Below are 18,774 nucleotides of genomic sequence, written 5' to 3'. Positions count from 1 at the left end.
GCCTGGCCCGGCGCAGCGCCCGCACCCGGGCCGCCCGCAGCTCCGCGGCGTCGGCCATGACGGCCGTGTCCGCCGCGTCCGCCCGGGCGGGTATTCGCTCCCGGGAAAGGTCCTGGCTGAGCAAGTTCATCTCGGTCTCCTGGGGGACGGGGCGGCGCGACTCGACGGTCGCGCCGCCCTGTGCCTCGATGTGAAGGGTCGGCATCGGGGTCATCGCCGGGTCACGCGGTCACCTGGTCCGGAAGCGGGTGCTTCCGGGGACGGCCGCGCGGGCGCTTGCGCGGGACGACGACGCCGCGGACGAACAGCTCGCCTCCCCACACACCCCAGGGCTCCTTGCGCTCCAGCGCTCCGGCGAGGCATTCGCGGCGGAGCGGGCACTCCAGGCAGAGCGCCTTGGCGAGCTCGACGTCGGCGGGTGCCTCGGCGAAGAAGAGCTCCGGGTCGGTCCGGCAGGGCAGAGTCAGGTCCTCGTCGCTCATCGCGAGAGCCCCCTGCATCACGGTCACCCTTGTTCCTCTCGTTGGATCTCAACGGGTTCGTGTCGTCGGGTCTGTCTGGACAAAGAGAAAGGCCGCGGATTCCGGTGTCGGAATCCGCGGCCCGGGGGCTCGCCGGTCTGGTTCTAGACCGGTCGTCGCCTCCGGGGATACGGACCCGACTCGTCGCCCTCCGGGGAGGTGACGTTCACGTGGGTCGTGGCCGGAGCGGTGCGCTGAGCGCCTTCCGCGAAATCGGCTGCGAAGACACTGCGCCCCTGCTCATCACGGGACACCTGCTGCATCAGACCGCGCAGTCGCGGACCGTTCTCGAACAGGCCGGAGCCCTCGAGGACGATCAGGGACCGCTCGATCTTCCGCTGGACGCCGCCGCCGAGTTTCGCCGCGACACCGAGGAGTCCGGTGCGGACGGAAACGGCTTCGGCGCCGGCATAGGCGGCCGAGAACGCCGGGCAGGGGGCAGCCCCGCTCTGCCACGCGTTCATCGAGATCGTGTTGCTCACCGGACCACACACCACCTTTCGGGTTCTCGTGCCGACCGCCGGACCAAGATCCAGTCGTTCGACTGCTGAATGTTCGTCCACGAGCGTACGGCGCTCCGCGGGAAATCAGCAAGATATTTTTGACCTGCGGTTTTGTGGCCCGTCTCACCGGAACCCGCACCGCTTCCCGCGCGTCGGAGCGATCGCCCGCCGCTGCCCACAGCCTACCCCCGGCCCGCGTCCGATGATCATGAACTCGCCGCATCCGGTCAGGAGCGCGACCGACCGGAACGCGGGTGGATGTCGGAGCGGACCGGCAGGATGTGCGCCATGTCCGACAACGAAGCCCTGCTCCGGCGGATCGAGGGCGACCAAGACCTCGTCGACCTGCTCACCTACCCGTGCGATTTCGACCTCCGGCAGCGCGATCCGGTGGAGGCGGTGTTCCTCGAGTCGGGAATGTCCCTGACGCCGATCGCCGGGGACGGCGCGGGCGGCACCTACTTCCTGTGCGGCGGGGTGGACGGTCCCGTCCTCTACACCGACTCCGAGGGCGGCGCGGCGCTCATCGCCGCCGACCTCACCGAGGCCGTCACGCTCATCGCCGCGCTGCCGTACTGGCGCGACCTCGACTACGGCGGGACGGTCGAGGACGCCGAGGAGTCGTGGACCGAGGACGATCCCGACTTCGCGGAGTACCGCGCCGAGCTCCTCGCCCGCCTCGGCATCACCCCGCCGCCGAGCGACGTGCTGGTCGCCCGGCTCCGCGCCGCCCTGAAGCGCACGGCGCCCGACTACCAGCCGAAGGTCCGGCACGACGACGCGCACGGCGTCTACGAGGCGACCTACACCGTCCGCTTCGAGAACCTCTGACAGTTCCACCGCCGGTGCGGGCCGTCCCGGGGTTGGCGGACCGCGGTGTCGGTCACCACGATGACGGCGGGGCCGCGTTCCGGCTTCCCGTCGTCGACGGCGGATGCCGCCTTCCCGTCGTTGACGGCGGTCCCGGCTTCCCGTCGTTGACGGCGGATACCGACTTTTTCGTCGTTGACGGCGATGAGCGGTGAAGCGCGCCCGCCCCGACGGCCGGGCGGCCGGTCCGCCGGACGGCTGGGCCAACGGGTGGGCGGTCTGCGCGGCTATCCTGCGTGGGCGTACCGGCCGCGTCCGGCGGACGGGGTGGGTGCTCGGAGACGGCGTGATCAGAGTTCTCGTCGCGGAGGACATGACCATTCTCCGCGAGGCGCTCGTCGGGTTGCTGTCGTTGGAGAGCGACATCGAGGTGGTGGCCGAGGTCGCGGCGGGCGAGGACATCGTGCCCGCGGCGCTGGAGCACCGGGTGGACGTGGCCGTGATCGACATCGGGCTGCCCGGGATGGACGGCATCGCAGCGGCGGCCGAACTGCGGGTGCGGTCACCCGGGTGCCGCGTCCTCATCCTGACGGCGATCACCAAGCCGGGCACGTTGCGCAGGGCGCTCGGCGCGCGGGTGGACGCGTTCGTCGCCAAGGACATCCGGCAGGCGGACCTCGTGGCCGCGATCCGGACGGTCGCCGGCGGCGGGCGCGTGGTGGACCAGGCGCTGGCGCTCGCCGCGCTCCAGGCGCCCGAGAGCCCGCTCACCCAGCGGGAGACCGAGGTGCTGCGCATGTCGGCGACGGGCGCGCATCCGGCGCAGATCGCCGAGCGGCTCTTCCTCACCTACGGCACCGTCCGGAACTACCTGAGCTCAGCGGTCACCAAGCTGGGCGCCCGGAACCGGGTCGACGCCATCCGGATCGCGACGGAGTCCGACTGGATCTGACCGGAACTCGGCGGTCACCTCGAACCGGCCGCCGGGGCGGTGCCCGGCCGTGAGCCGTCCCCCGGTGCGCTGCGCCAGGTTGGCGAGCCCGGTGCCCCGCCTCGGGTCCTCCGCCGGGGCGTTCCGTTCCGCGTCCGTCCCACTCTCGGCGACGGCTCCGTCGTTGAGGACGTGGAGCCGGACGGTGCCCGCGCTCTCCGAGATGGTGATCTCGCAGGTCGCGGCCCGGCTGTGGCGGAGGACGTTGGTGACGGTCTCGCGCAGGACGACGGCCAGCGCGGTGTCGATCGCGGCCGGCGGCGGCGCGCACTCCACGTCCACGGTCGTCTCGACGCCGGCGGACTCCAGCATCCGGCGGGCCGCGTCGATCTCGCTCGTCAGCGTGAGCTCGACGCGGTCGACGACGATGGCGTCCAGTTCGGCGATCGCCCGTTCCGCCATCGGGCCGAGGGACGCGAGCTCGGCCCTGGCCCGCTCCGGGGCGGTGTCGAGGAGGCGTTCGGCGAGCTCCCCCTTGAGCGCGACGGCCGAGAGACTGGAGCCGAGGACGTCGTGCAGGTCGCGGGCGATCCGGGTGCGCTCCCGCCGTACCGCGCTCTCGGCGAGGTCGTGGCGGGCCCGTTCGAGCACGTCCGCCAGCGCGGTGAGACGGCCGAGCGAGTACACCAGCCACATGAGCAGCACGTGCCCGCCGATGGCCGCGAGGTCGTTGGGCAGCGCCCACCTGCCCTCGTGGCGGAGCAGCGCCAGATGGGCGGCCAGCACCACGCCGACGAGCGCCCACGAGTACGGGCGGCGGACCCGGAGCAGCAGCGCGCCGGTGAAGAAGCTCAGCAGCCGGTCCCAGGTGATGTGGACGACGAAGATGGGCAGCACGATCAGCAGCGCCTGGGCCGCGAAGACGGCACGGGTCTGCGGCAGCGTCTGCAGGACGACGATCGCGCACAGGCCGAGCACCGCGAGCGTGACTTTCAGCGGCCCGACGTGGGTGAGTCCCAGGTCCTCGTAGATGGAGAGGTTCGTCAGCACGAGGACGCACTGGATGACGAGCACCGCGAGCAGCACGCGCCGTGCCGGGCGCGGCGACTCGACCGGCGTCGGGCTCAGGGGGAGGGGACCGGCGCGGTAGGCGGCGGCCGTGGCCCGGATGTCGGCCAGCGTGCGGCGGGCGAGCTCCGCCGCCTCGCGTATGTCGTGCCGCGCGTGCGGGGCGTCCTCGCGGACCGCCTTGCGCATCCGGAAGGCGATCGCCTGGAGCCGTCCGCCCAGCGCGTCCCGGAGCTCGCCGTCCAGCCGCAGGCGTTCGCGCGCCAGCGCGAGGCGGGCCAGCTCCTCCCGCGCGGCGGACAGCCGGATGACGGTTCCGACCAGCGCGGCCTCCCCGAACACGATGAGACCGTCGTCCGCCACGACGACCATGCGGGCGACGGCCTCGGCGCCCGTGCTGCCGGTCAGCGTGTACGCCAGCCCGGTCGCGGCCACCACCAACACGAACAGCGGCCAGGCCCAGCGTGTGGGGAGCGCGCAGAGGACGGCGGCGGCGACCGTCCACGGCATCCACTCCCACTGCCATCCGAGGATCGGGAACGGCACGAGGTAGAGCAGCACGACACAGGCCAGCAGCGCGTAGCGGACGGTGGGCCCGCGGCGCAGCGCCAGGAGCGCGATGAGCGGCGGATACGAGGTGGCGGCGAGGAGCACGCCGGGCGGTCCCCAGCCGCCGTCGAACCCGGCCGTGGCCCGGACGGCGAAGAGGACGCCGAGGGACGCCCACAGCATTCCGCAGACCGGCCACGGCGGCGGGGCGTCGGAAGACCGCTCCACACGCCTCCCCGAGACCGTGACAAATGCATATCCAGCCGGTGACAGCGGACACTATCGGGTCCGTCCGGCCCGCTGCGAGCATCGCGATCGCCAGAAACGATCACTCGCTGCGAAGGGGAACGGGATGGGAAGCGCGAGAGGGCGCCCGGAGGGACGGGCGAGGAAGTGCACGGCGGGGCGCGCGGCGGGGACGGTCGCACCGTCCGGGGTGGGCGGCGTCTGATGGAACCGGTCGAGGTGCTGCCGATCGTGGCGCTCCTGGCGATCGTCACGGTCGAATTCGGCGGCCACGCGCTGCTGAAGTTCGTCACGACGGACCACGACAGGCTGGGTGAGCTGCGCGAACGCTTCTTCCGCGCCGGACACGCGCACGCCGGCGTCCTGCTGGTGCTGACGCTGGCCTACTTCCTCTACCTGCCCCGCGCCCGGTACTCCGACGGCCTGGAATGGACGTTCGGCACGGTTCTGCTCGGCGGCGTGCTGGCCCAGTCGGGCGGGTTCTTCGTCCACCTCGGGATCGGCCGAGCCGGCGCGCGCTCGTTCGGGACGACGCTGACCCGGATCGGGGCACTCGCGATCGCCGTCGCGCTCGTCGCGCTGGCGGCCGGGCTCATCCGAGAACTCTAGGAGGAACGATGTTCCTGGTCACAGGCGCGACGGGCAATGTCGGCACGGAGCTGACCCGCGTGCTGCTCGCGACGGGCGCCCCGGTCTCGGCGCTGGTCCGGCGTCCGGACGCCCGGTTGCCGGACGGAGCCCGGCCCGTCCTCGGCGACCTGAACGATCCCGGCTCGCTGAGCGAGGCCTTCGAGCGGGTCCGTGGACTGTTCTTGCTGCCGGGATATGCGGACATGCCGGGCTTGCTGGCCCGGGCGCGGGACGCGGGCGTGCGGCATGTGGTGCTGCTGTCCGGCGGATCGGCCGCGCTGGAGGACATGAGCAACGCGGTGTCCCGGTACATGACGCTGTCCGAACGGGCCGTCCGCGCGTCCGGGCTGACCTGGACGCTCCTGCGTCCGCGCGCCTTCATGTCGAACGCGCTGCGCTGGGCGCCCCAGCTCCGGACGGGTGACACGGTGCGCGTGCCGTTCGCTGACGCGGCGACCGCGTGCATCGACCCGCGGGACATCGCGGCCGTCGCCGCGGCGGCGCTGACCGGCGACGGCCACGAGGGACGCGTCTACGAACTGACCGGCCCGGAGCCCTTGCTGCCTTCCGACCAGGTCGCCGTCCTCTCCGAGGTGCTCGGCCGAGACCTGCGCTGTGTGGGACTGACGGAGGAAGAGGCGCGAACCGAAATGGCGGAGAACATGCCGGCCGAGTACGTCGACGCCTTCTTCCGTTTTTACACCGACGGTTTTCTCGACGAATCCAAGGTGCAGCCGGACGTCCAAGAGGTGACCGGACGTCCGCCCCGGACTTTCGCGCAATGGGCGGCGGCCCACGCGGAGTCGTTCCGCTGACCTTTTTGACGACGTGCAGTCGGTCGTCCTCATCTTTTCAACGGAGTGCGAAGCATGATGAAGAAACTGTCCGTTCCGGTCGCCGCGGTCGTCCTCGTCACCGGGTTGGCCGGTGCGGCGGGCGCATCCGTCCCGTCCCCGGCCACCGCGCCCCGGCGGGACGCCGCCGCCCCGTCCGGCGTCCTCGATCCCGGCCCGTACCACCGTCGCCTCGACCCGCTGGTCGGGACGTGGAAGGCGGTCAAGACCAACTACATCCTGGGTGGCGGAAAGCCGGTCGTCTCGCGCGACATCACCGTCCGAACGCGCTGGATCGGAAAGACCGGAGGACGTTTCCTGGAGGAGAGGACCGAAGGGACCCTCGCCGGCAACCACTACTACCGGCTCGGCATCCTCGGCTTCTCCAACATCGACCGCCGGTACGAATGGACGACGTTCGACAGCGTCACTCCGGTCGCGATGACGTACAGGGGAAAGCCGGTCACCGGAACACCGTCCGTCCTCTCCATTCCCGGCGAATTCACCGACCCCGGCCTGCTCGGACCCCGCTACTACGGCAAGACCATCCCCATGCGCACCGTCATCAGCCTCCCGCGAAACGGCCATCCCACCTTCGACCTCTACTTCACCCCGCCCGGCCAGAAGGAACGCCTCGCCGACCGCGTCGTCTACACCAGGAGGATCAGGTAGGAGGCGGCCCGGGACCCCGCACTTCACCGGTGCGGGGTAACGAACGCGCGGCAACCGGCGCCTCGGTCGGCCGTCCGATGGAAAAGTGGGCGGCATGCTCAGCCCCCACGAGAGTCCCATCCCGCTGAATGGCGTCACCGGCCTGGGCTACCAGGGCCACGACCTGGACTCCTTCCTGGACCGGCTGGCCACCGAAGGAGTCGGCACGGTGGTGGACGTCCGGTTGACGCCGATCTCCCGCAAGCGCGGTTTTTCCAAGCGCGCCCTGGCCGCCGCGCTCGCCGACGCCGGGATCGACTACCTGCACATGCGCGAGCTGGGCAACCCCAAGGACAACCGGCCCGGATTCGCCGCGGGCCCAACCGAGTTGGACGAGGCCAAGGCCCGCTACGCCTCCCACATCGACACCGCACCCGCCCGCCAACAGCTCGCCGCGATCGCGGCACTGGCCAAGGAACGCCGGGTGGCGCTGCTGTGCTTCGAGGCCGACCAGCGCCACTGCCACCGCGACGTCGTCCAGACCGTCCTCCAGGAGCACATGCGCGTCTAGCGCCGCGTTCCGACAGGCGGGTAGAAGACCCCGCCGATGATGAACGAGGACATGCGTTTCTGCATGTTGCCGACGTAGAACACGGTCTCGCGGTCCGGCGCGCACATGGTGTCCAGAAACTTCGACCGCAGCTCCGCGATCGCCTCGGCATCGTCCAGGCCGGTCAGGCGGCGCTGCAACCGGACGAACTCCCAGTCGTACAGGCCCTGCAGGTGCCCCTTACAGTCGGGCGACTGGCACAGGTACCGGTACCAGCCCTTGAACCGGGGCGCCTGCAGCGGCGTGCGGGGCCCGTCCTCGTCCAAGGCGAGTTGCCGCACATAGGCGTCGATCTTCTTTTTCTCCGCCGGACTCCATCCCGGATGCGGCCGTATCTCCAGGTCCTGCACCTTGCGGGGACGGATCGCCGCCATGGAGGCCACACTGCCGGGCCGTCCGTCCCGAGCGTCCTGGAAAACCTGGCACATCGACTTGTTCACCAGGTCCACCACGAACGGCCGCCGCCGCTCCCAGGTGCTCATCCGGCCATCACCGACCACACTGCCCAGCTCGGGCCGGAAACTCTCCGGCCGCGGGTCGCGCGAACTGGGACGCGCCCGCAACTTCACCACGTCGTACTTGCGGAACTGCCTCTCGTCCTCCAACGCCCGGAAGTTGATCGGATACAGCCGCACCCACTGCGGCCGGTCGGTGTCCAGGCGGATTCCGGCCACGCACACCGTCTCGCCGTACACCTGCGACGGATTCGGCGCCGCCTTCACCGTGATCATCACCCGCATGGGGATCAGCGACGTCCCGGCGGGTTTGACCAGCGGCTCATCAGGATCAGGTCCGAACAACGACGGCTGGTCAGCCCAAACCCCCATGGCCGCGCTCCCTCACTCCAACCCGGCCCCCGAACCGTGACGTACCACCCCCACCCCACCCCGACGCCCACCCGACCACCACCGGCCACCAACCCCCGAAAGCCGAGGCCCCCCGAACACCAACCACCAAACCCCCCACCGAATGCGCCCCCGCGTTCTCGCAAACCGGCCATAGAGTCGCCACGCCACGGGCCACGGCAACGCCGTTGGCGGGGACCTGTGGGTCGCCGTTCACGTAGATGACCTTGCGCGGGTGCTGTCTCCCACGGGCGAACGCGGTGATCAAGACAATCGCGCACCAGCTCGCCGCACACGCGGACCATCCGTGAGCTGGTCAGAGCCCAAGATGAAAAGGCTCGTTCATGTACATGGCTTTCTCGAAGCGCTGCCGCGCCTGATGGAATGCAGCGAACCGGGCGTTGCGTCACTGAAGCAGATGTCGGCGTTCACGGCGGTTACTCTCGCCGACGTGCAACAAAAGTCAAGGTTTGAGAAGCTCAAGCATGGGCAGGCCTCGTGCTGATGCAGGAATCTCGCCAGCCCACTGGAGAGAGCATATGTGTCCCTCCAAAAGACTCCACCGCGTCATTCAGCCAGCGACCCTCGCGCGCCAAGGCCAGCGGAAATCGAAGTGGCCAAGCCCGGACCGACCTCGCTCTCGGCACAGCAAGCAACTTGTGGTTCGGGCAAACATTCTCTCCCTGTAGGAAATCATGAGCGACGATCCACGCGTGCCTGCACTCCTAGGCCCCTCGACTCGGGATGTACTTCATCGCCATGGGGGTCGTCGTCCTGCTCCTTGCAATGCTGACTTGGACAGGGATCGCCAGAGGTGATTGGGGACTCGCCACCGGCTGCACGATCGTCGCTCTTGGCCTGTTCATTGTAGGTGGGTACATCCTCCGGGGAGCTCGGCGGCTGCGTAAGCAGACGAGCACAAGAGCCACTCGAGAGTGATCACAGGTCGGGTTCCAACGAACCCCCACCAACCGAAGAAAGGGTGAGCCAATGAGCCGAGCACAAGTTCTTATAGTCGTGGCCGGCTTGGCCGCAGCATTCGCGGTGGGGCTGATCGCCGGCAGTCTCAAAACGGGGATGCTCGTAGCAATCATCCTCATGACCCCCATACTGGCCATCACAATCCCCGCAGTCCTGCTGATCGGAGCAAAGCGCAAGTCGAGCTAGGTCGGCAATGCAATCACTGCCATTAACTCCGCCATAAGGACGCTGCACAACAGGACTCCGTCCGCGCCATGTCGGCATGGCCTAGCGGCCCGCTGACTTTTTATGTAGCCCTGATCAGCGGATCAACCGCGACCGCATCGTCCGTTCTTTTACTACTTGCGAGCAATCGCAGCCGTCGAGGCTAGTAGTGGTGGACGGGCCGGTCGGCCTGCAGCGTGGGTCGAGATCGGCATACCTCTGGCACAGAAGACCGGATGAGGGATGCGCTATGGCAGCGAAGGACGTCGTCGGGCAGTGGCGCGCGTAGGGCTGTGGCGCGCGTAGGGCTGTGCGCGCCCGTCTGAGTGCGGCGGTCGGCCGTTGGCCGCGGCCGACGCGCCGGGCTCACGTCGAGAAGGGTGTTCCTGCTGGTCAGGTGTCGGTTACGCGGATGAGGCCCTCTTGCATCACCGAGGCGACCAGGTCGCCGTCTCGGGTGAAGATCTGGCCTCGGGCCAGGCCGCGTGCGCCGCCGGCGAAGGGGGTCTCCTGGTAGTAGAGGAGCCAGTCGTCGGTGCGGAAGGGCTTGTGGAACCACATGGCGTGGTCCAGGGAGGCGCCCATGGTGCGCTTGTCGCCCCAGGCCAGGCCGTGGTTCAGCAGGACGGTGTCGAGGAGCGTCATGTCCGAGGCGTAGGTCATGAGGCAGACGTGCAGGAGCGGGTCCTCGGGGAGGTCGTCGTCGACCTTGAGCCAGACCTTGGACTCGGGGGTGGCCAGGGCCGGGTCCTTGGCAGCCTCCCAGGTCAGCGGGGTCGCGTGCCGGACGTCGAAGGGGCGGCGGTTGACGAACTCGGTGGCGGCGCGCTCGCCGAAGACCGGGATGAGGCGGTCCAGGGCGGTGGGCAGGGACTCGGGGTCCGGGGCGTCCGGCATGGGCGCGTGGTGGGTCGGGCCGTCCTCGGCGATCTGGAAGGACGCCGACAGGCTGAAGATCGCCTTGCCGTGCTGGATGGCCAGGACGCGGCGGGTGGTGAAGGAGCGGCCGTCGCGGACGCGGTCGACCTGGTAGACGATCGGCACCAGCGGGTCGCCCGGGCGGATGAAGTAGGCGTGCAGCGAGTGCACGGCGCGGGTCGGCGGGACGGTGCGTCCGGCGGCGACCAGGGCCTGGCCGGCGACCTGGCCGCCGAACACCCGCTGCTGCCGGTCCTCGGGGCTGCGGCCTCGGAAGATGTCGTTCTCGATCTGTTCCAGGTCGAGGATGTCCAGCAGCGCCTTCACTGATTCCTTCACGCGGATCAGTGTCCCAAACGGGGGCGTGTGAGCGGGCTCTCACCCCCCGGGTCAGCGGCCGTTGAGCAGGGACAGGACGTCCGGGCCGAAGCGGTCGAGCTTGACGCGGCCGACGCCGGGGATCTGGGCCAGCTCGTCCAGGGTGGACGGGGCGCGCTCGGCGATGGCCTGCAGGGTGGAGTCGGTGAAGACCACGAACGCCGGTTCGCGGCGCTCCTCGGCGGTGCGGGCGCGCCAGTCCTTGAGCGCGAGGAGGACCTCCTCGTTCAGCTCGGCGGGGCAGTCCTCGCAGCGGCCGAGCTTCTGCTCGATCGCGGCGGTCAGCGGACGGCCGCAGACCCGGCACGGCCGCGGCCCGGAGCGGCGGGCGCGGCGGGACGCCGTCCGGTCCACGCGGGCGGGCGTGGGCGTGCCGAACCTGCCGGTGAGGCCGTCCAGGAAGCGGGAGGGCTGCCGGTAGCGCTCGCCGCCGGGGTCGCGGGACAGCGCCCACGACAGGTGCAGGTGCGCCCGCGCGCGGGTGACGCCGACGTAGAGGAGGCGGCGCTCCTCCTCGATCTGGTCGGAGGTCTCGGCGTACTTGATCGGGACCATGCCGTCGGTGAGGCCGATGATGAAGACCGCGTCCCACTCCAGGCCCTTGGTGGCGTGCAGGGACGCGAGGGTGACGCCCTCCAGGGTCGGCGCGTGCTGCGCGGCGGCGCGCTCCTCCAGTTCGGCGACGAAGTCGGGCAGCCCGGCGGACGGGTTCTCGACGGCCATGTCCTCGGCGAGCTGGGCGAGCGCCGCCAGGGACTCCCAGCGGGACCGGGCCGCGCCCGCGCCGTCCGGCGGGGTGTCGGTGAGGCCCGCGCCCGTCAGGACGTGCCGGACGGTCTGGATCAGCCCGAGGCCGTCCAGCTCGGCGTCCCCGCCGGCGCGGGCGGCGCCGCGCAGCCGGACGACGGCCTCGCGGACCTCGGGACGCTCGAAGAACCGCTCCGCGCCGCGCACGACGTACGGGACGCCCGCGTCGTTCAGCGCCTCCTCGACGCGGGCCGACTGCGCGTTGATCCGGAACAGGATCGCGATCTCGCGGGCCGGGACGCCCTCCTCGATGAGCTTGCGGCAGCGCCGCGCGACGTCGGCGACCTCGGACGCGTCGTCGCCGTACTCGCTGAAGACCGGGTCCGGGCCGTCCTCGCGCTGGGCGACCAGTTCCAGCCTGTGCCGCTTGGCCGCGTCGCCCCGGGCGCGTCCGATCACGTCGTTGGCGAGCTTCACCACCTGCGGCGTCGAGCGGTAGTCGCGGACGAGCCGGACCACCTTCGCCTCGCCGAACCGCTGGGTGAAGTCGAGCAGGTAGGACGAGGTCGCGCCGGTGAAGGAGTAGATCGTCTGGTTGGGGTCGCCGACGACGCACAGGTCGTCGCGGTCGCCGAGCCAGGTGTCCAGGAGCATCTTCTGCAGCGGGTTGACGTCCTGGAACTCGTCCACCACGAAGTGCCGGTACTGGTCGCGGACCTGCCGGAGCACCTGCGGCTCGTCGTGCAGGACGGCGACGGTGAGCTCCAGCATCCCCTCGAAGTCGAGCAGGTTGCGCTCGCGGCGCAACCGGTCGTACTCGGCGTAGACGCGGGCGACCGACACCACGTCGGTGGACGGTCTGCGGCCCGCCCGGGTCGCGGCGTCCATGTAGTCCTCGGGGCGGTGCTGGCTGACCTTGGCCCATTCGATCTCGGACGCGATGTCGCGCAGCCGGGCCGGGTCGGACTCGCGCAGGCCGCACTCGCGCGCCGCGTCCCGGACCAGCCCGATCTTGGACTCGATGATCTTCGGCGGGTCGCCGCCGACCACCTTCGGCCAGAAGTAGGACAGCTGGCGCAGCGCCGCCGCGTGGAACGTGCGGGCCTGCACGCCGGGCGCGCCGAGCGCGCGCAGCCGGGACCGCAGCTCGCCCGCCGCGCGGGTGGTGAACGTCACGGCCAGCACCCGCTGCGGCGCGACCACGCCGGTCAGCGTCGCGTACGCGATCCGGTGCGTGATCGCGCGGGTCTTGCCCGTGCCCGCGCCCGCCAGCACGCACACCGGGCCGCGCACCGCCTCCGCCACCGCCCGCTGCTCGGGGTCCAGTCCCGCCAGCACCGCCTCCGCCTGCATCCCTCCATGGTGTCAGGCCGGACGGAATGCTCGGGGACGCCCCGGCGTTGTGGTTCGTGCACGAACCCAGAGCGTCCAGGTGAGGAGCCGACGAGAACGATGACGACGCAGGCCGCCGAGAAGCCCGAGCAGGGCCGGATCACCATGTACACCACGACGTGGTGCGGGTTCTGCCGCCGCCTCAAGACCCAGCTGGGGCGGGACGGGATCGAGATGTTCGAGGTGGACATCGAGCGCGACCCCAAGGCCGCCGAGTTCGTGATGAGCGTGAACGGCGGCAACCAGACCGTCCCGACCGTCGTGATCCAGACCCCGGACGCGGGCGAGGTCGTGCTGACCAACCCCAGCGCCAAGGAGGTCAAGCGCCTCATCGGCGCCTGACCGGCCGGTCGTTTCCCGCGGCCGACCCCGTGCCGGGGCGTCCCGCGGTGACCGAGAAGGCCCTTCCGTTCGCGTAACGGAAGGGCCTTCGGCGTTCCGGTGCGGCGTTCGTCCTGGTTAGCCTGGCCCTTTCCGATCATCGCGAAGGGGATTCACGTTGGACCTGGCGGACGCGCTGTCGCTCGGCTCCGGGCTGGCCTGGACGGCGACCTACCTGCTGATCATCCTCACCGGGTGGCGCGAGAGGACGTACGGCATGCCGCTGGCGGCGCTCGGCGCCAACCTCGGCTGGGAGTTCCTCTTCTCGTTCGTCCGGCCGGGCGACGGGATGCAGCTGGTCGTCAACTACGTCTGGTTCGGGTTCGACGTGGTCATCCTGGGCCTGGTCGTCGCGTACGGGCCGCGCGAGTTCCGCTTCCTGCCCCGCTGGGGGTTCCTCGGGATGCTGGCGTCGGTGCTGGTCATGGGGTACCTCGGCGTGGACCTGGTGAGCCGCCAGTTCGACCACGGGCTCGCCACGTTCGCCGCGTTCGGGCAGAACCTGATGATGTCCGGGCTGTTCCTGTCGATGCTGGTCGCGCGCGGCTCCACGCGCGGGCAGTCGGTGTGGATCGCGCTCGCCAAGGGCGTCGGGACGGGCCTGGCGTCCGGCGCGTGCTGGATCTGGGCGCAGGACGAGCCGTGGCGGCACGGCCCGCTGCTCCCCTACCTGATGATCACGACGGCCGTGCTGGACCTGGCCTACCTCGTCGCGGTCTACGCGGTGGCGCGGCGCGAGGCGGGCGGCTCGGCGTCCGCCCCGCTCCGGCTGAACCCGGCGGCCCGGTCCGAGACCTCCCGCGTCCCCGAACCCGCCTGACCTCGCGGGCCGTCTGAGCCCGCGTGCCCTCTGACCCCGCAGGCTGTCTCAGCCCGCCGGCTGCTGACCCGCAGGCTGTCTCAGCCCGCCGGCCGTCTGAGCCCGCAAGCAGCCCGAGCCGGCGGGCCGTCCGGTCCTGCGGGGTCAGAACGGGGGCATCTTGGGGAGCGGGCCGCCGTACCAGCGCATGATGAGCTGCGCCGCGATCGACAGCGGGCCGGGCGCGACGATGCGGCCGGACGCCATCGCCTCGGTCAGCTCGTCCCGGGTGAACCAGGCGGCGTCCCGGATCTCGACCGGGTCCGGGACGAGCGGCTCGGAGCCGTCCGCCACGGCGGAGAAGCCGACCATCAGGCTCTGCGGCAGCGGCCACGGCTGGCTGCCCAGGTAGCGGACGTCCCGGACGGTCAGCCCGACCTCCTCGCGCACCTCGCGTGCGACCGCCTGCTCCAGGGACTCGCCGGGCTCGACGAACCCGGCGAGCACCGACCGGCGGTCGGCTGGCCACTGCGGGCCGCGGGCCAGCAGCAGCCGGTCGTCCTGGTCGGTGACCAGCATGATCACGGCCGGGTCGAGGCGCGGGAAGTGGTCGCTGCCGTCGTTCGGGCAGTGCCGGACGTGCCCGGCCTGCCGGATCTCCGTCTCGCCGCCGCAGCGCGGGCAGTGGCCGTGCGTGGCGTGCCAGTGCTCCAGCGAGACGGCGTGCGTCATCAGGCCGGAGTCGCGGTCGGGCAGCAGCGCGCCCACGCGGCGCAGCCCGACCGGCTCGGCGCCCTCCACGGACGGGAGCGGGGCGGCGACGGCGAAGTAGGCGGTGCCGTCCCCTCCCCCGGCGGCGTCGGCGTCCACGCCGAGGAAGTAGCGGTCGCCGGGCGGCGCCTCCCCCGTCGGCAGCAGCACCAGCGCGGGATCGGCGCCGAGGACGGCGTTGACCTGGCCGTCCCGGACGACCAGGACCCGGCTGCGCGGATCGTTCCACGCCGCGTCCAGGAAGGCGTCGTCGGTGCGCCGGTCGGAGGCCCGGTCGAGGGTGCCGCGCGCCAGCGCCAGCCACTCCAGCGGGCCGCCGCCCGCCCGGTTCCCGCCGTCCTTCCCGGCCTGCCCGCCGCCGTCCGCGACGCCGGTCCCGGTGCCGTCCGCGACGCCGGTCCCGGTGCCGTTCTCGCTGCCTGCCAGGGGGGAATCACTCACCCGCTCACGCTAGCGCAGCGCGGTCGCCAGCTCGTCCCAGAGGTAGGCGGCGGCCTCGGCGCCCTTGAGCAGCAGCGGCATCTCGACCTTCTCGTTCGGCGCGTGGATGCGGTCGTCGTTCAGCCCGACGGCGACGAACACCAGCGGCGCCTCGAGGATGTCGGCCAGGTCGGCCTCGGGGCCGGAGCCGCCCTCGCGGGTGAACAGGACCTCCTTGCCGAACGCCTTCTCCATCGCGCGCCGCGCGGCGGCGACGCCCGCCGAGTCGATCGGCGAGAAGCACGGCCGGACGCCGCCGCCCGGCGTGCGGACCTCGACCTCGACGCCCGCCGGGGCGTTCGCCTCGACCCAGGCGACGAAGGCGTCCCGGACCTTGGCCGGCTCCTGCCCGGCGACCAGCCGGAAGGAGAGCTTGGCGTGCGCCTCGCGCGGCACGATGGTCTTGCCGCCGGGGCCGGTGTGCCCGCCCCACAGGCCGTTGATCTCGGCGGTCGGGCGCGCCCAGATGCGCTCCAGGGTGGTGAAGCCCGCCTCGCCGTACGCGGCGCGGCTGTTGCCGGCGGTCTCCAGCCAGCCCGCCTCGTCGAACGGCAGGCGCGCGAACAGCTCACGCTCCTCGTCGGTGAGCGGGACGACGTCGTCGTAGAAGCCCGGCACGGTGACCCGGCCGTCGGCGTCGTGCAGCTTGCCGAGCAGCTCGACCATGGCGTGCAGCGCGTTCGGGACGGCCCCGCCGAACGACCCGGAGTGCAGGTCGACCTCGGCGCCGCGCAGGGTGATCTCGGCCTCGGCCAGGCCGCGCATGCCGGTGCACATGGAAGGGACGTCCGCCGACCACATGGTGGTGTCGGAGATGATCACGGCGTCGGCGGCGAGCCGCTCGCGGCGCTCGGTCAGCAGCTCGGCGAAGTGCACCGAGCCGGACTCCTCCTCGCCCTCGACCAGCAGCTTGATCGTCACGGGCGGCGCGTCCGTCCCGTTCGCGGCGAGGTTGGCCCGCAGGCCGAGGGTGTGGAAGAAGACCTGGCCCTTGTCGTCGGACGTGCCGCGGGCGACGAGCTGGTCGCCCTGCTCGACCGGCGTGAAGGGGTCGGTGTCCCACTCCTCCAGCGGGGTCACCGGCTGGACGTCGTGGTGCCCGTAGACCAGCACGGACGGCGCGTCCGGGTCGGCGGCGGGCCACTCGGCGTACACGGCGGGCAGCCCGGCGGTCGGCCAGACCTCCACCGTCGGGAAGCCCTGGCCGCGCAGGTACTCCGCGAGCCAGTCGGCCGAGCGGCGCACGTCGTCGTGGTGGGCGGGGTCCCCGGAGATGGACGGGATCGCCAGCCACTCCTTGAGGTCCGCGAAGAACTGGGCCTTGTTGGCCTGGATGTACTCCACAACGTCCACTGACATGCTCCCTTGCAAGATGCTTTGCCCCTGAACTTTAGGGGACGTCCGAGCCGGGCGACGCGTGGCGGTTCAGGCGTCGAGGAGCAGGAGCTCGGTGCCGGCGTTGCGCCGGGCGGCGGCCTCGAAACGGGCGCTCGCCTCGGGCGTGTGGAAGACGCGCGGCCGGTCGAGCAGGGCGCGCAGGATCGCGGCCCGTCCGGCGCGGAAGACCTCCTCGGGGACGAAGGCGTACTCCTCCCGGACGGCGGCGGCGTAGGCGGCGTAGCGGTCCGGGTCCGCGCCGAGGACCGCGAGGTCGGCGTCGCAGAGCACCTGGCCGTCGCGGTCGGCGTCGTCCGGGGCGTGGCTCTCGGTCAGCTCGACCAGCCGGACGACCTCGGCGAGGCGGCCCGGCGCGAGGTCGGTGTCGGCGAGCATCCGGGCGGCGAGGCGGGCGCTGCGGGCCTCGTTGTCGGCGCGCTGCGGGTCGTAGACGGCGTCGTGGAACCAGGCGGCGATCCGGACGGCGTCGGGGTCGTCGGCGTGCGCGGCCAGCTCGTCCACCAGGTCGAGGACGGCGGCGAGGTGCGCGAGCCCGTGGTACCGGCGGTGCGGTTCGGCGTACCGGACGGCGAGCTCCTCGCCGATGTGGCGGGTGGCCGGCCCGGCGAGCGCGACCCACCGCTCCACGAGCGCGCGCACGACCTGGTTCTCCGCGGGGTCCCTCTCGACGGGGTCGGTGCCGGCCGGTTCCATGGAGCCATCAAACACGCGAGCCGCCGTTCTTGCACACCGGGCCGGGCGTCGCCACTATGGTGGCGCTCTGAGTTAGGCAAGGCTAACCTCACTTACCGCAGGGAAGAAGGGTGCCGTGTCCGCCGCGCTCCACCTCGTCTCCGGGAAGCTCACCGACTCCGTCGCGCACGGGTTCCTGCCCGCCGCCACCGCGCTGGGCCTGGACGTGACCGTGCTGACCGACCACCCGGACGCGCACGCCGAGGTCTTCGACGGCGCGGTCGTGCGGTGCGACGTCACCGATTTCCGCGAGATCATCGCGGCGGGACGGCCGGACGCGGTCTTCACCAACTCCGACTTCCTGCAGGCCCCGGCCGCGCTCGCCGCCGCCTACCTCGGCCTGCCGGGCAAGGACTGGCGGGCCGCCGTCCGCGCCAAGAACAAGCACGAGACGCGGCGCGCCCTGGCCGCGCTCGACCCGGTGTTCACGGCGCCTGCCGACCGCGTCCCGCCGGAGGCGCCGTATCCGCTCGTCCTCAAGCCGCGCGAGGGCGTGGCCGGCGAGGACGTCGTCCTGGTGGCGGACGCCGCCGAGCTGGCCGAGCGGCGCGCGCGGATCGGGCCGGGACGCCCGCTCATCGTCGAGGAGTACCTGCCCGGGGACCTGCACACGCTGGAGACCCTCGGGGACGGCCACGAGCTGCGCGTCCTCGGCTCGTTCCGGACCCGGCTGTCGGCGCCCCCGCACTTCGTCGAGGAGCGCCTGGAGTGGGCGCCGCCGCCGCCCGAGACGCCGCAGGTCCTCGCGCAGCTCGACGCGCTGGGCGTCGGGTTCGGCGCGTGCCACACCGAGTTCGTCGTCCACGAGGGACGGGCGCGGATCATCGAGGTCAACTACCGGCTCATCGGCGACCACTGCGACTTCCTGCTGGCCGACCTGCTCGGGGTGCCGCTGTTCGCGTGGATCCTCCGCGTCCACCTGGGCGAGCGCCTGCCCGCGGCGGCCCCGCGCCGCGACCGGCACGCGGTCGCCGACTGGGTGCTCGCGGAGCGCGCGGGCACGCTGACCTCCGCCCCGGACGCCGCCGACCTGCTCGACGACGGCGTCGCGCTCACCTACCGTCCGCTGCGTCCGGTCGGCGCGCACGCGCCGCTGACCCGCACCAACCGCGACTACCTCGGAACGATCCGCGCGATCGGACCGTCCCGCGACGCGGTGGAGGACGCCGTCACCCGCTTCCGCGCAGCGCACACCTGGACCATCGCGTGACCTCCGAGAACAGCAGCCCCCGCGCCTCCGCCGCATCCGCTTCCGACTCCGCAGATGCCTCCGCTGCCTTTGGTCGCGCGTCTGGTCGCGCGTCTGCCGCCTCCGCCTCCGCCGTCCGCGCGTCGTCCTCCGGCGCCGGGATTCCCGGGCCTCGTGGTCACGGGGCGCGCGTGTCGGCCGAAGGGG

At 71.7% G+C, this 18,774-nt stretch carries 20 protein-coding genes; 10 read left to right on the top strand and 10 right to left on the bottom strand.

Translation table 11 applies throughout. From position 1 onward, the window contains the following. The 3 genes from DZF91_RS21535 to DZF91_RS21525 form a co-directional block, all read right to left on the bottom strand. On the bottom strand, positions 1–205 hold a 205-nt coding region (locus DZF91_RS21535; protein WP_147341249.1), incomplete at its 3' end, for a hypothetical protein. A gap of 16 nt (positions 206–221) precedes the next feature. After that, positions 222–500, bottom strand: a complete 279-nt coding sequence (locus DZF91_RS21530; RefSeq protein ID WP_117359259.1) for a WhiB family transcriptional regulator — start codon at positions 498–500, stop codon at positions 222–224. A gap of 125 nt (positions 501–625) precedes the next feature. Continuing rightward, the gene (locus DZF91_RS21525; RefSeq protein WP_117359253.1) at positions 626–1,003 is read right to left on the bottom strand and encodes a hypothetical protein; all 378 of its coding nucleotides are present in this window, start codon (positions 1,001–1,003) and stop codon (positions 626–628) included. A gap of 309 nt (positions 1,004–1,312) precedes the next feature. On the opposite strand from DZF91_RS21525, the gene DZF91_RS21520 reads away from it, so the two are divergent. Together DZF91_RS21520 and DZF91_RS21510 are read left to right on the top strand one after the other, a co-directional pair. Next, positions 1,313–1,855, top strand: a complete 543-nt coding sequence (locus DZF91_RS21520) for a hypothetical protein (RefSeq protein WP_147341248.1) — start codon at positions 1,313–1,315, stop codon at positions 1,853–1,855. Positions 1,856–2,180: 325 nt separating this feature from the next. Next, positions 2,181–2,786, top strand: a complete 606-nt coding sequence (locus DZF91_RS21510; RefSeq protein WP_117359258.1) for a response regulator transcription factor — start codon at positions 2,181–2,183, stop codon at positions 2,784–2,786. Here the strand turns inward: DZF91_RS21510 and DZF91_RS21505 are convergent. Beyond that, positions 2,712–4,610, bottom strand: a complete 1,899-nt coding sequence (locus tag DZF91_RS21505; RefSeq protein WP_147341247.1) for a histidine kinase — start codon at positions 4,608–4,610, stop codon at positions 2,712–2,714. The two genes, DZF91_RS21510 and DZF91_RS21505, sit on opposite strands and share 75 nt — an antisense overlap. A gap of 222 nt (positions 4,611–4,832) precedes the next feature. Here DZF91_RS21505 and DZF91_RS21500 point away from each other — a divergent pair, with 222 nt between their 5' ends. From DZF91_RS21500 to DZF91_RS21485, 4 genes are all read left to right on the top strand, one after another. Further along, positions 4,833–5,237, top strand: coding sequence for a hypothetical protein (locus tag DZF91_RS21500; protein ID WP_117359249.1), 405 nt, complete (start codon positions 4,833–4,835; stop codon positions 5,235–5,237). An 8-nt stretch (positions 5,238–5,245) separates the two neighbouring features. Next, the gene (locus DZF91_RS21495; RefSeq protein WP_117359248.1) at positions 5,246–6,073 is read left to right on the top strand and encodes an NAD(P)H-binding protein; all 828 of its coding nucleotides are present in this window, start codon (positions 5,246–5,248) and stop codon (positions 6,071–6,073) included. Between the two features lie 54 nt (positions 6,074–6,127). After that, the gene (locus tag DZF91_RS21490; RefSeq protein ID WP_117359247.1) at positions 6,128–6,763 is read left to right on the top strand and encodes a DUF1579 family protein; all 636 of its coding nucleotides are present in this window, start codon (positions 6,128–6,130) and stop codon (positions 6,761–6,763) included. 94 nt (positions 6,764–6,857) lie between these two features. After that, the gene (locus DZF91_RS21485) at positions 6,858–7,313 is read left to right on the top strand and encodes a DUF488 domain-containing protein (RefSeq protein WP_117359257.1); all 456 of its coding nucleotides are present in this window, start codon (positions 6,858–6,860) and stop codon (positions 7,311–7,313) included. Here the strand turns inward: DZF91_RS21485 and DZF91_RS21480 are convergent. Next, on the bottom strand, positions 7,310–8,179 hold the full coding sequence (locus DZF91_RS21480) for a hypothetical protein (protein WP_158588002.1): 870 nt from the start codon (positions 8,177–8,179) through the stop codon (positions 7,310–7,312). The genes DZF91_RS21485 and DZF91_RS21480 overlap by 4 nt on opposite strands. A 325-nt stretch (positions 8,180–8,504) precedes the next feature. Between DZF91_RS21480 and DZF91_RS38995 the strand changes: the two genes are divergently transcribed. Beyond that, a complete protein-coding gene (locus tag DZF91_RS38995; protein WP_147341245.1) occupies positions 8,505–8,702 on the top strand; it encodes a hypothetical protein in 198 nt (65 codons plus the stop codon). Between the two features lie 1,073 nt (positions 8,703–9,775). On the opposite strand, the gene tesB is transcribed toward DZF91_RS38995, so the two are convergent. Beyond that, positions 9,776–10,639, bottom strand: coding sequence for an acyl-CoA thioesterase II (gene tesB, locus DZF91_RS21470; RefSeq protein ID WP_117359244.1), 864 nt, complete (start codon positions 10,637–10,639; stop codon positions 9,776–9,778). Between the two features lie 51 nt (positions 10,640–10,690). Then, positions 10,691–12,778 carry an ATP-dependent DNA helicase UvrD2 gene (locus DZF91_RS21465; RefSeq protein WP_117359243.1) on the bottom strand — a complete coding sequence of 696 codons (2,088 nt, stop codon included), beginning with the start codon at positions 12,776–12,778 and terminating at the stop codon, positions 10,691–10,693. Positions 12,779–12,877: 99 nt separating this feature from the next. Here DZF91_RS21465 and DZF91_RS21460 point away from each other — a divergent pair, with 99 nt between their 5' ends. Beyond that, positions 12,878–13,159: a glutaredoxin domain-containing protein gene (locus tag DZF91_RS21460; RefSeq protein ID WP_117359242.1), complete on the top strand. Its 282-nt coding sequence runs from the start codon at positions 12,878–12,880 to the stop codon at positions 13,157–13,159. 157 nt (positions 13,160–13,316) lie between these two features. Further along, on the top strand, positions 13,317–14,018 hold the full coding sequence (locus DZF91_RS21455; RefSeq protein WP_117359241.1) for a transmembrane-type terpene cyclase: 702 nt from the start codon (positions 13,317–13,319) through the stop codon (positions 14,016–14,018). A 144-nt stretch (positions 14,019–14,162) separates the two neighbouring features. On the opposite strand, the gene nudC is transcribed toward DZF91_RS21455, so the two are convergent. From nudC to DZF91_RS21440, 3 genes are all read right to left on the bottom strand, one after another. Beyond that, complete coding sequence (gene nudC / locus DZF91_RS21450) at positions 14,163–15,077, bottom strand: NAD(+) diphosphatase (RefSeq protein ID WP_199486783.1); 915 nt, start codon at positions 15,075–15,077, stop codon at positions 14,163–14,165. Between the two features lie 141 nt (positions 15,078–15,218). Next, a complete protein-coding gene (locus DZF91_RS21445) occupies positions 15,219–16,601 on the bottom strand; it encodes a dipeptidase (protein ID WP_117359240.1) in 1,383 nt (460 codons plus the stop codon). Between the two features lie 72 nt (positions 16,602–16,673). Then, positions 16,674–17,339, bottom strand: a complete 666-nt coding sequence (locus DZF91_RS21440; RefSeq protein WP_235834459.1) for an HD domain-containing protein — start codon at positions 17,337–17,339, stop codon at positions 16,674–16,676. A gap of 115 nt (positions 17,340–17,454) precedes the next feature. On the opposite strand from DZF91_RS21440, the gene DZF91_RS21435 reads away from it, so the two are divergent. Beyond that, positions 17,455–18,588 carry an ATP-grasp domain-containing protein gene (locus tag DZF91_RS21435; protein ID WP_117359239.1) on the top strand — a complete coding sequence of 378 codons (1,134 nt, stop codon included), beginning with the start codon at positions 17,455–17,457 and terminating at the stop codon, positions 18,586–18,588. Positions 18,589–18,774: the final 186 nt, after the last annotated feature.

Origin of the sequence: Actinomadura logoneensis, from assembly GCF_003428695.1 — a bacterium.
In the GTDB taxonomy this organism is placed as follows: Bacteria; Actinomycetota; Actinomycetes; order Streptosporangiales; family Streptosporangiaceae; genus Spirillospora; species Spirillospora logoneensis.
Note: the sequence above shows the minus strand (reverse complement) of the source record. Positions and strands in the feature narration are given on the sequence as shown.

Excerpts from the sequence above, each read along its gene's own strand:
- DZF91_RS21530 (WP_117359259.1), bottom strand. The coding sequence starts at position 500 with ATGCAGGGGGCTCTCGCGATGAGCGACGAGGACCTGACTCTGCCCTGC.
- DZF91_RS21520 (WP_147341248.1), top strand. The coding sequence starts at position 1,313 with ATGTCCGACAACGAAGCCCTGCTCCGGCGGATCGAGGGCGACCAAGAC.
- DZF91_RS21500 (WP_117359249.1), top strand. The coding sequence starts at position 4,833 with ATGGAACCGGTCGAGGTGCTGCCGATCGTGGCGCTCCTGGCGATCGTC.
- DZF91_RS21495 (WP_117359248.1), top strand. The coding sequence starts at position 5,246 with ATGTTCCTGGTCACAGGCGCGACGGGCAATGTCGGCACGGAGCTGACC.
- DZF91_RS21490 (WP_117359247.1), top strand. The coding sequence starts at position 6,128 with ATGATGAAGAAACTGTCCGTTCCGGTCGCCGCGGTCGTCCTCGTCACC.
- DZF91_RS21485 (WP_117359257.1), top strand. The coding sequence starts at position 6,858 with ATGCTCAGCCCCCACGAGAGTCCCATCCCGCTGAATGGCGTCACCGGC.
- DZF91_RS21480 (WP_158588002.1), bottom strand. The coding sequence starts at position 8,179 with ATGGGGGTTTGGGCTGACCAGCCGTCGTTGTTCGGACCTGATCCTGAT.
- DZF91_RS21465 (WP_117359243.1), bottom strand. The coding sequence starts at position 12,778 with ATGCAGGCGGAGGCGGTGCTGGCGGGACTGGACCCCGAGCAGCGGGCG.
- DZF91_RS21460 (WP_117359242.1), top strand. The coding sequence starts at position 12,878 with ATGACGACGCAGGCCGCCGAGAAGCCCGAGCAGGGCCGGATCACCATG.
- DZF91_RS21440 (WP_235834459.1), bottom strand. The coding sequence starts at position 17,339 with ATGGAACCGGCCGGCACCGACCCCGTCGAGAGGGACCCCGCGGAGAAC.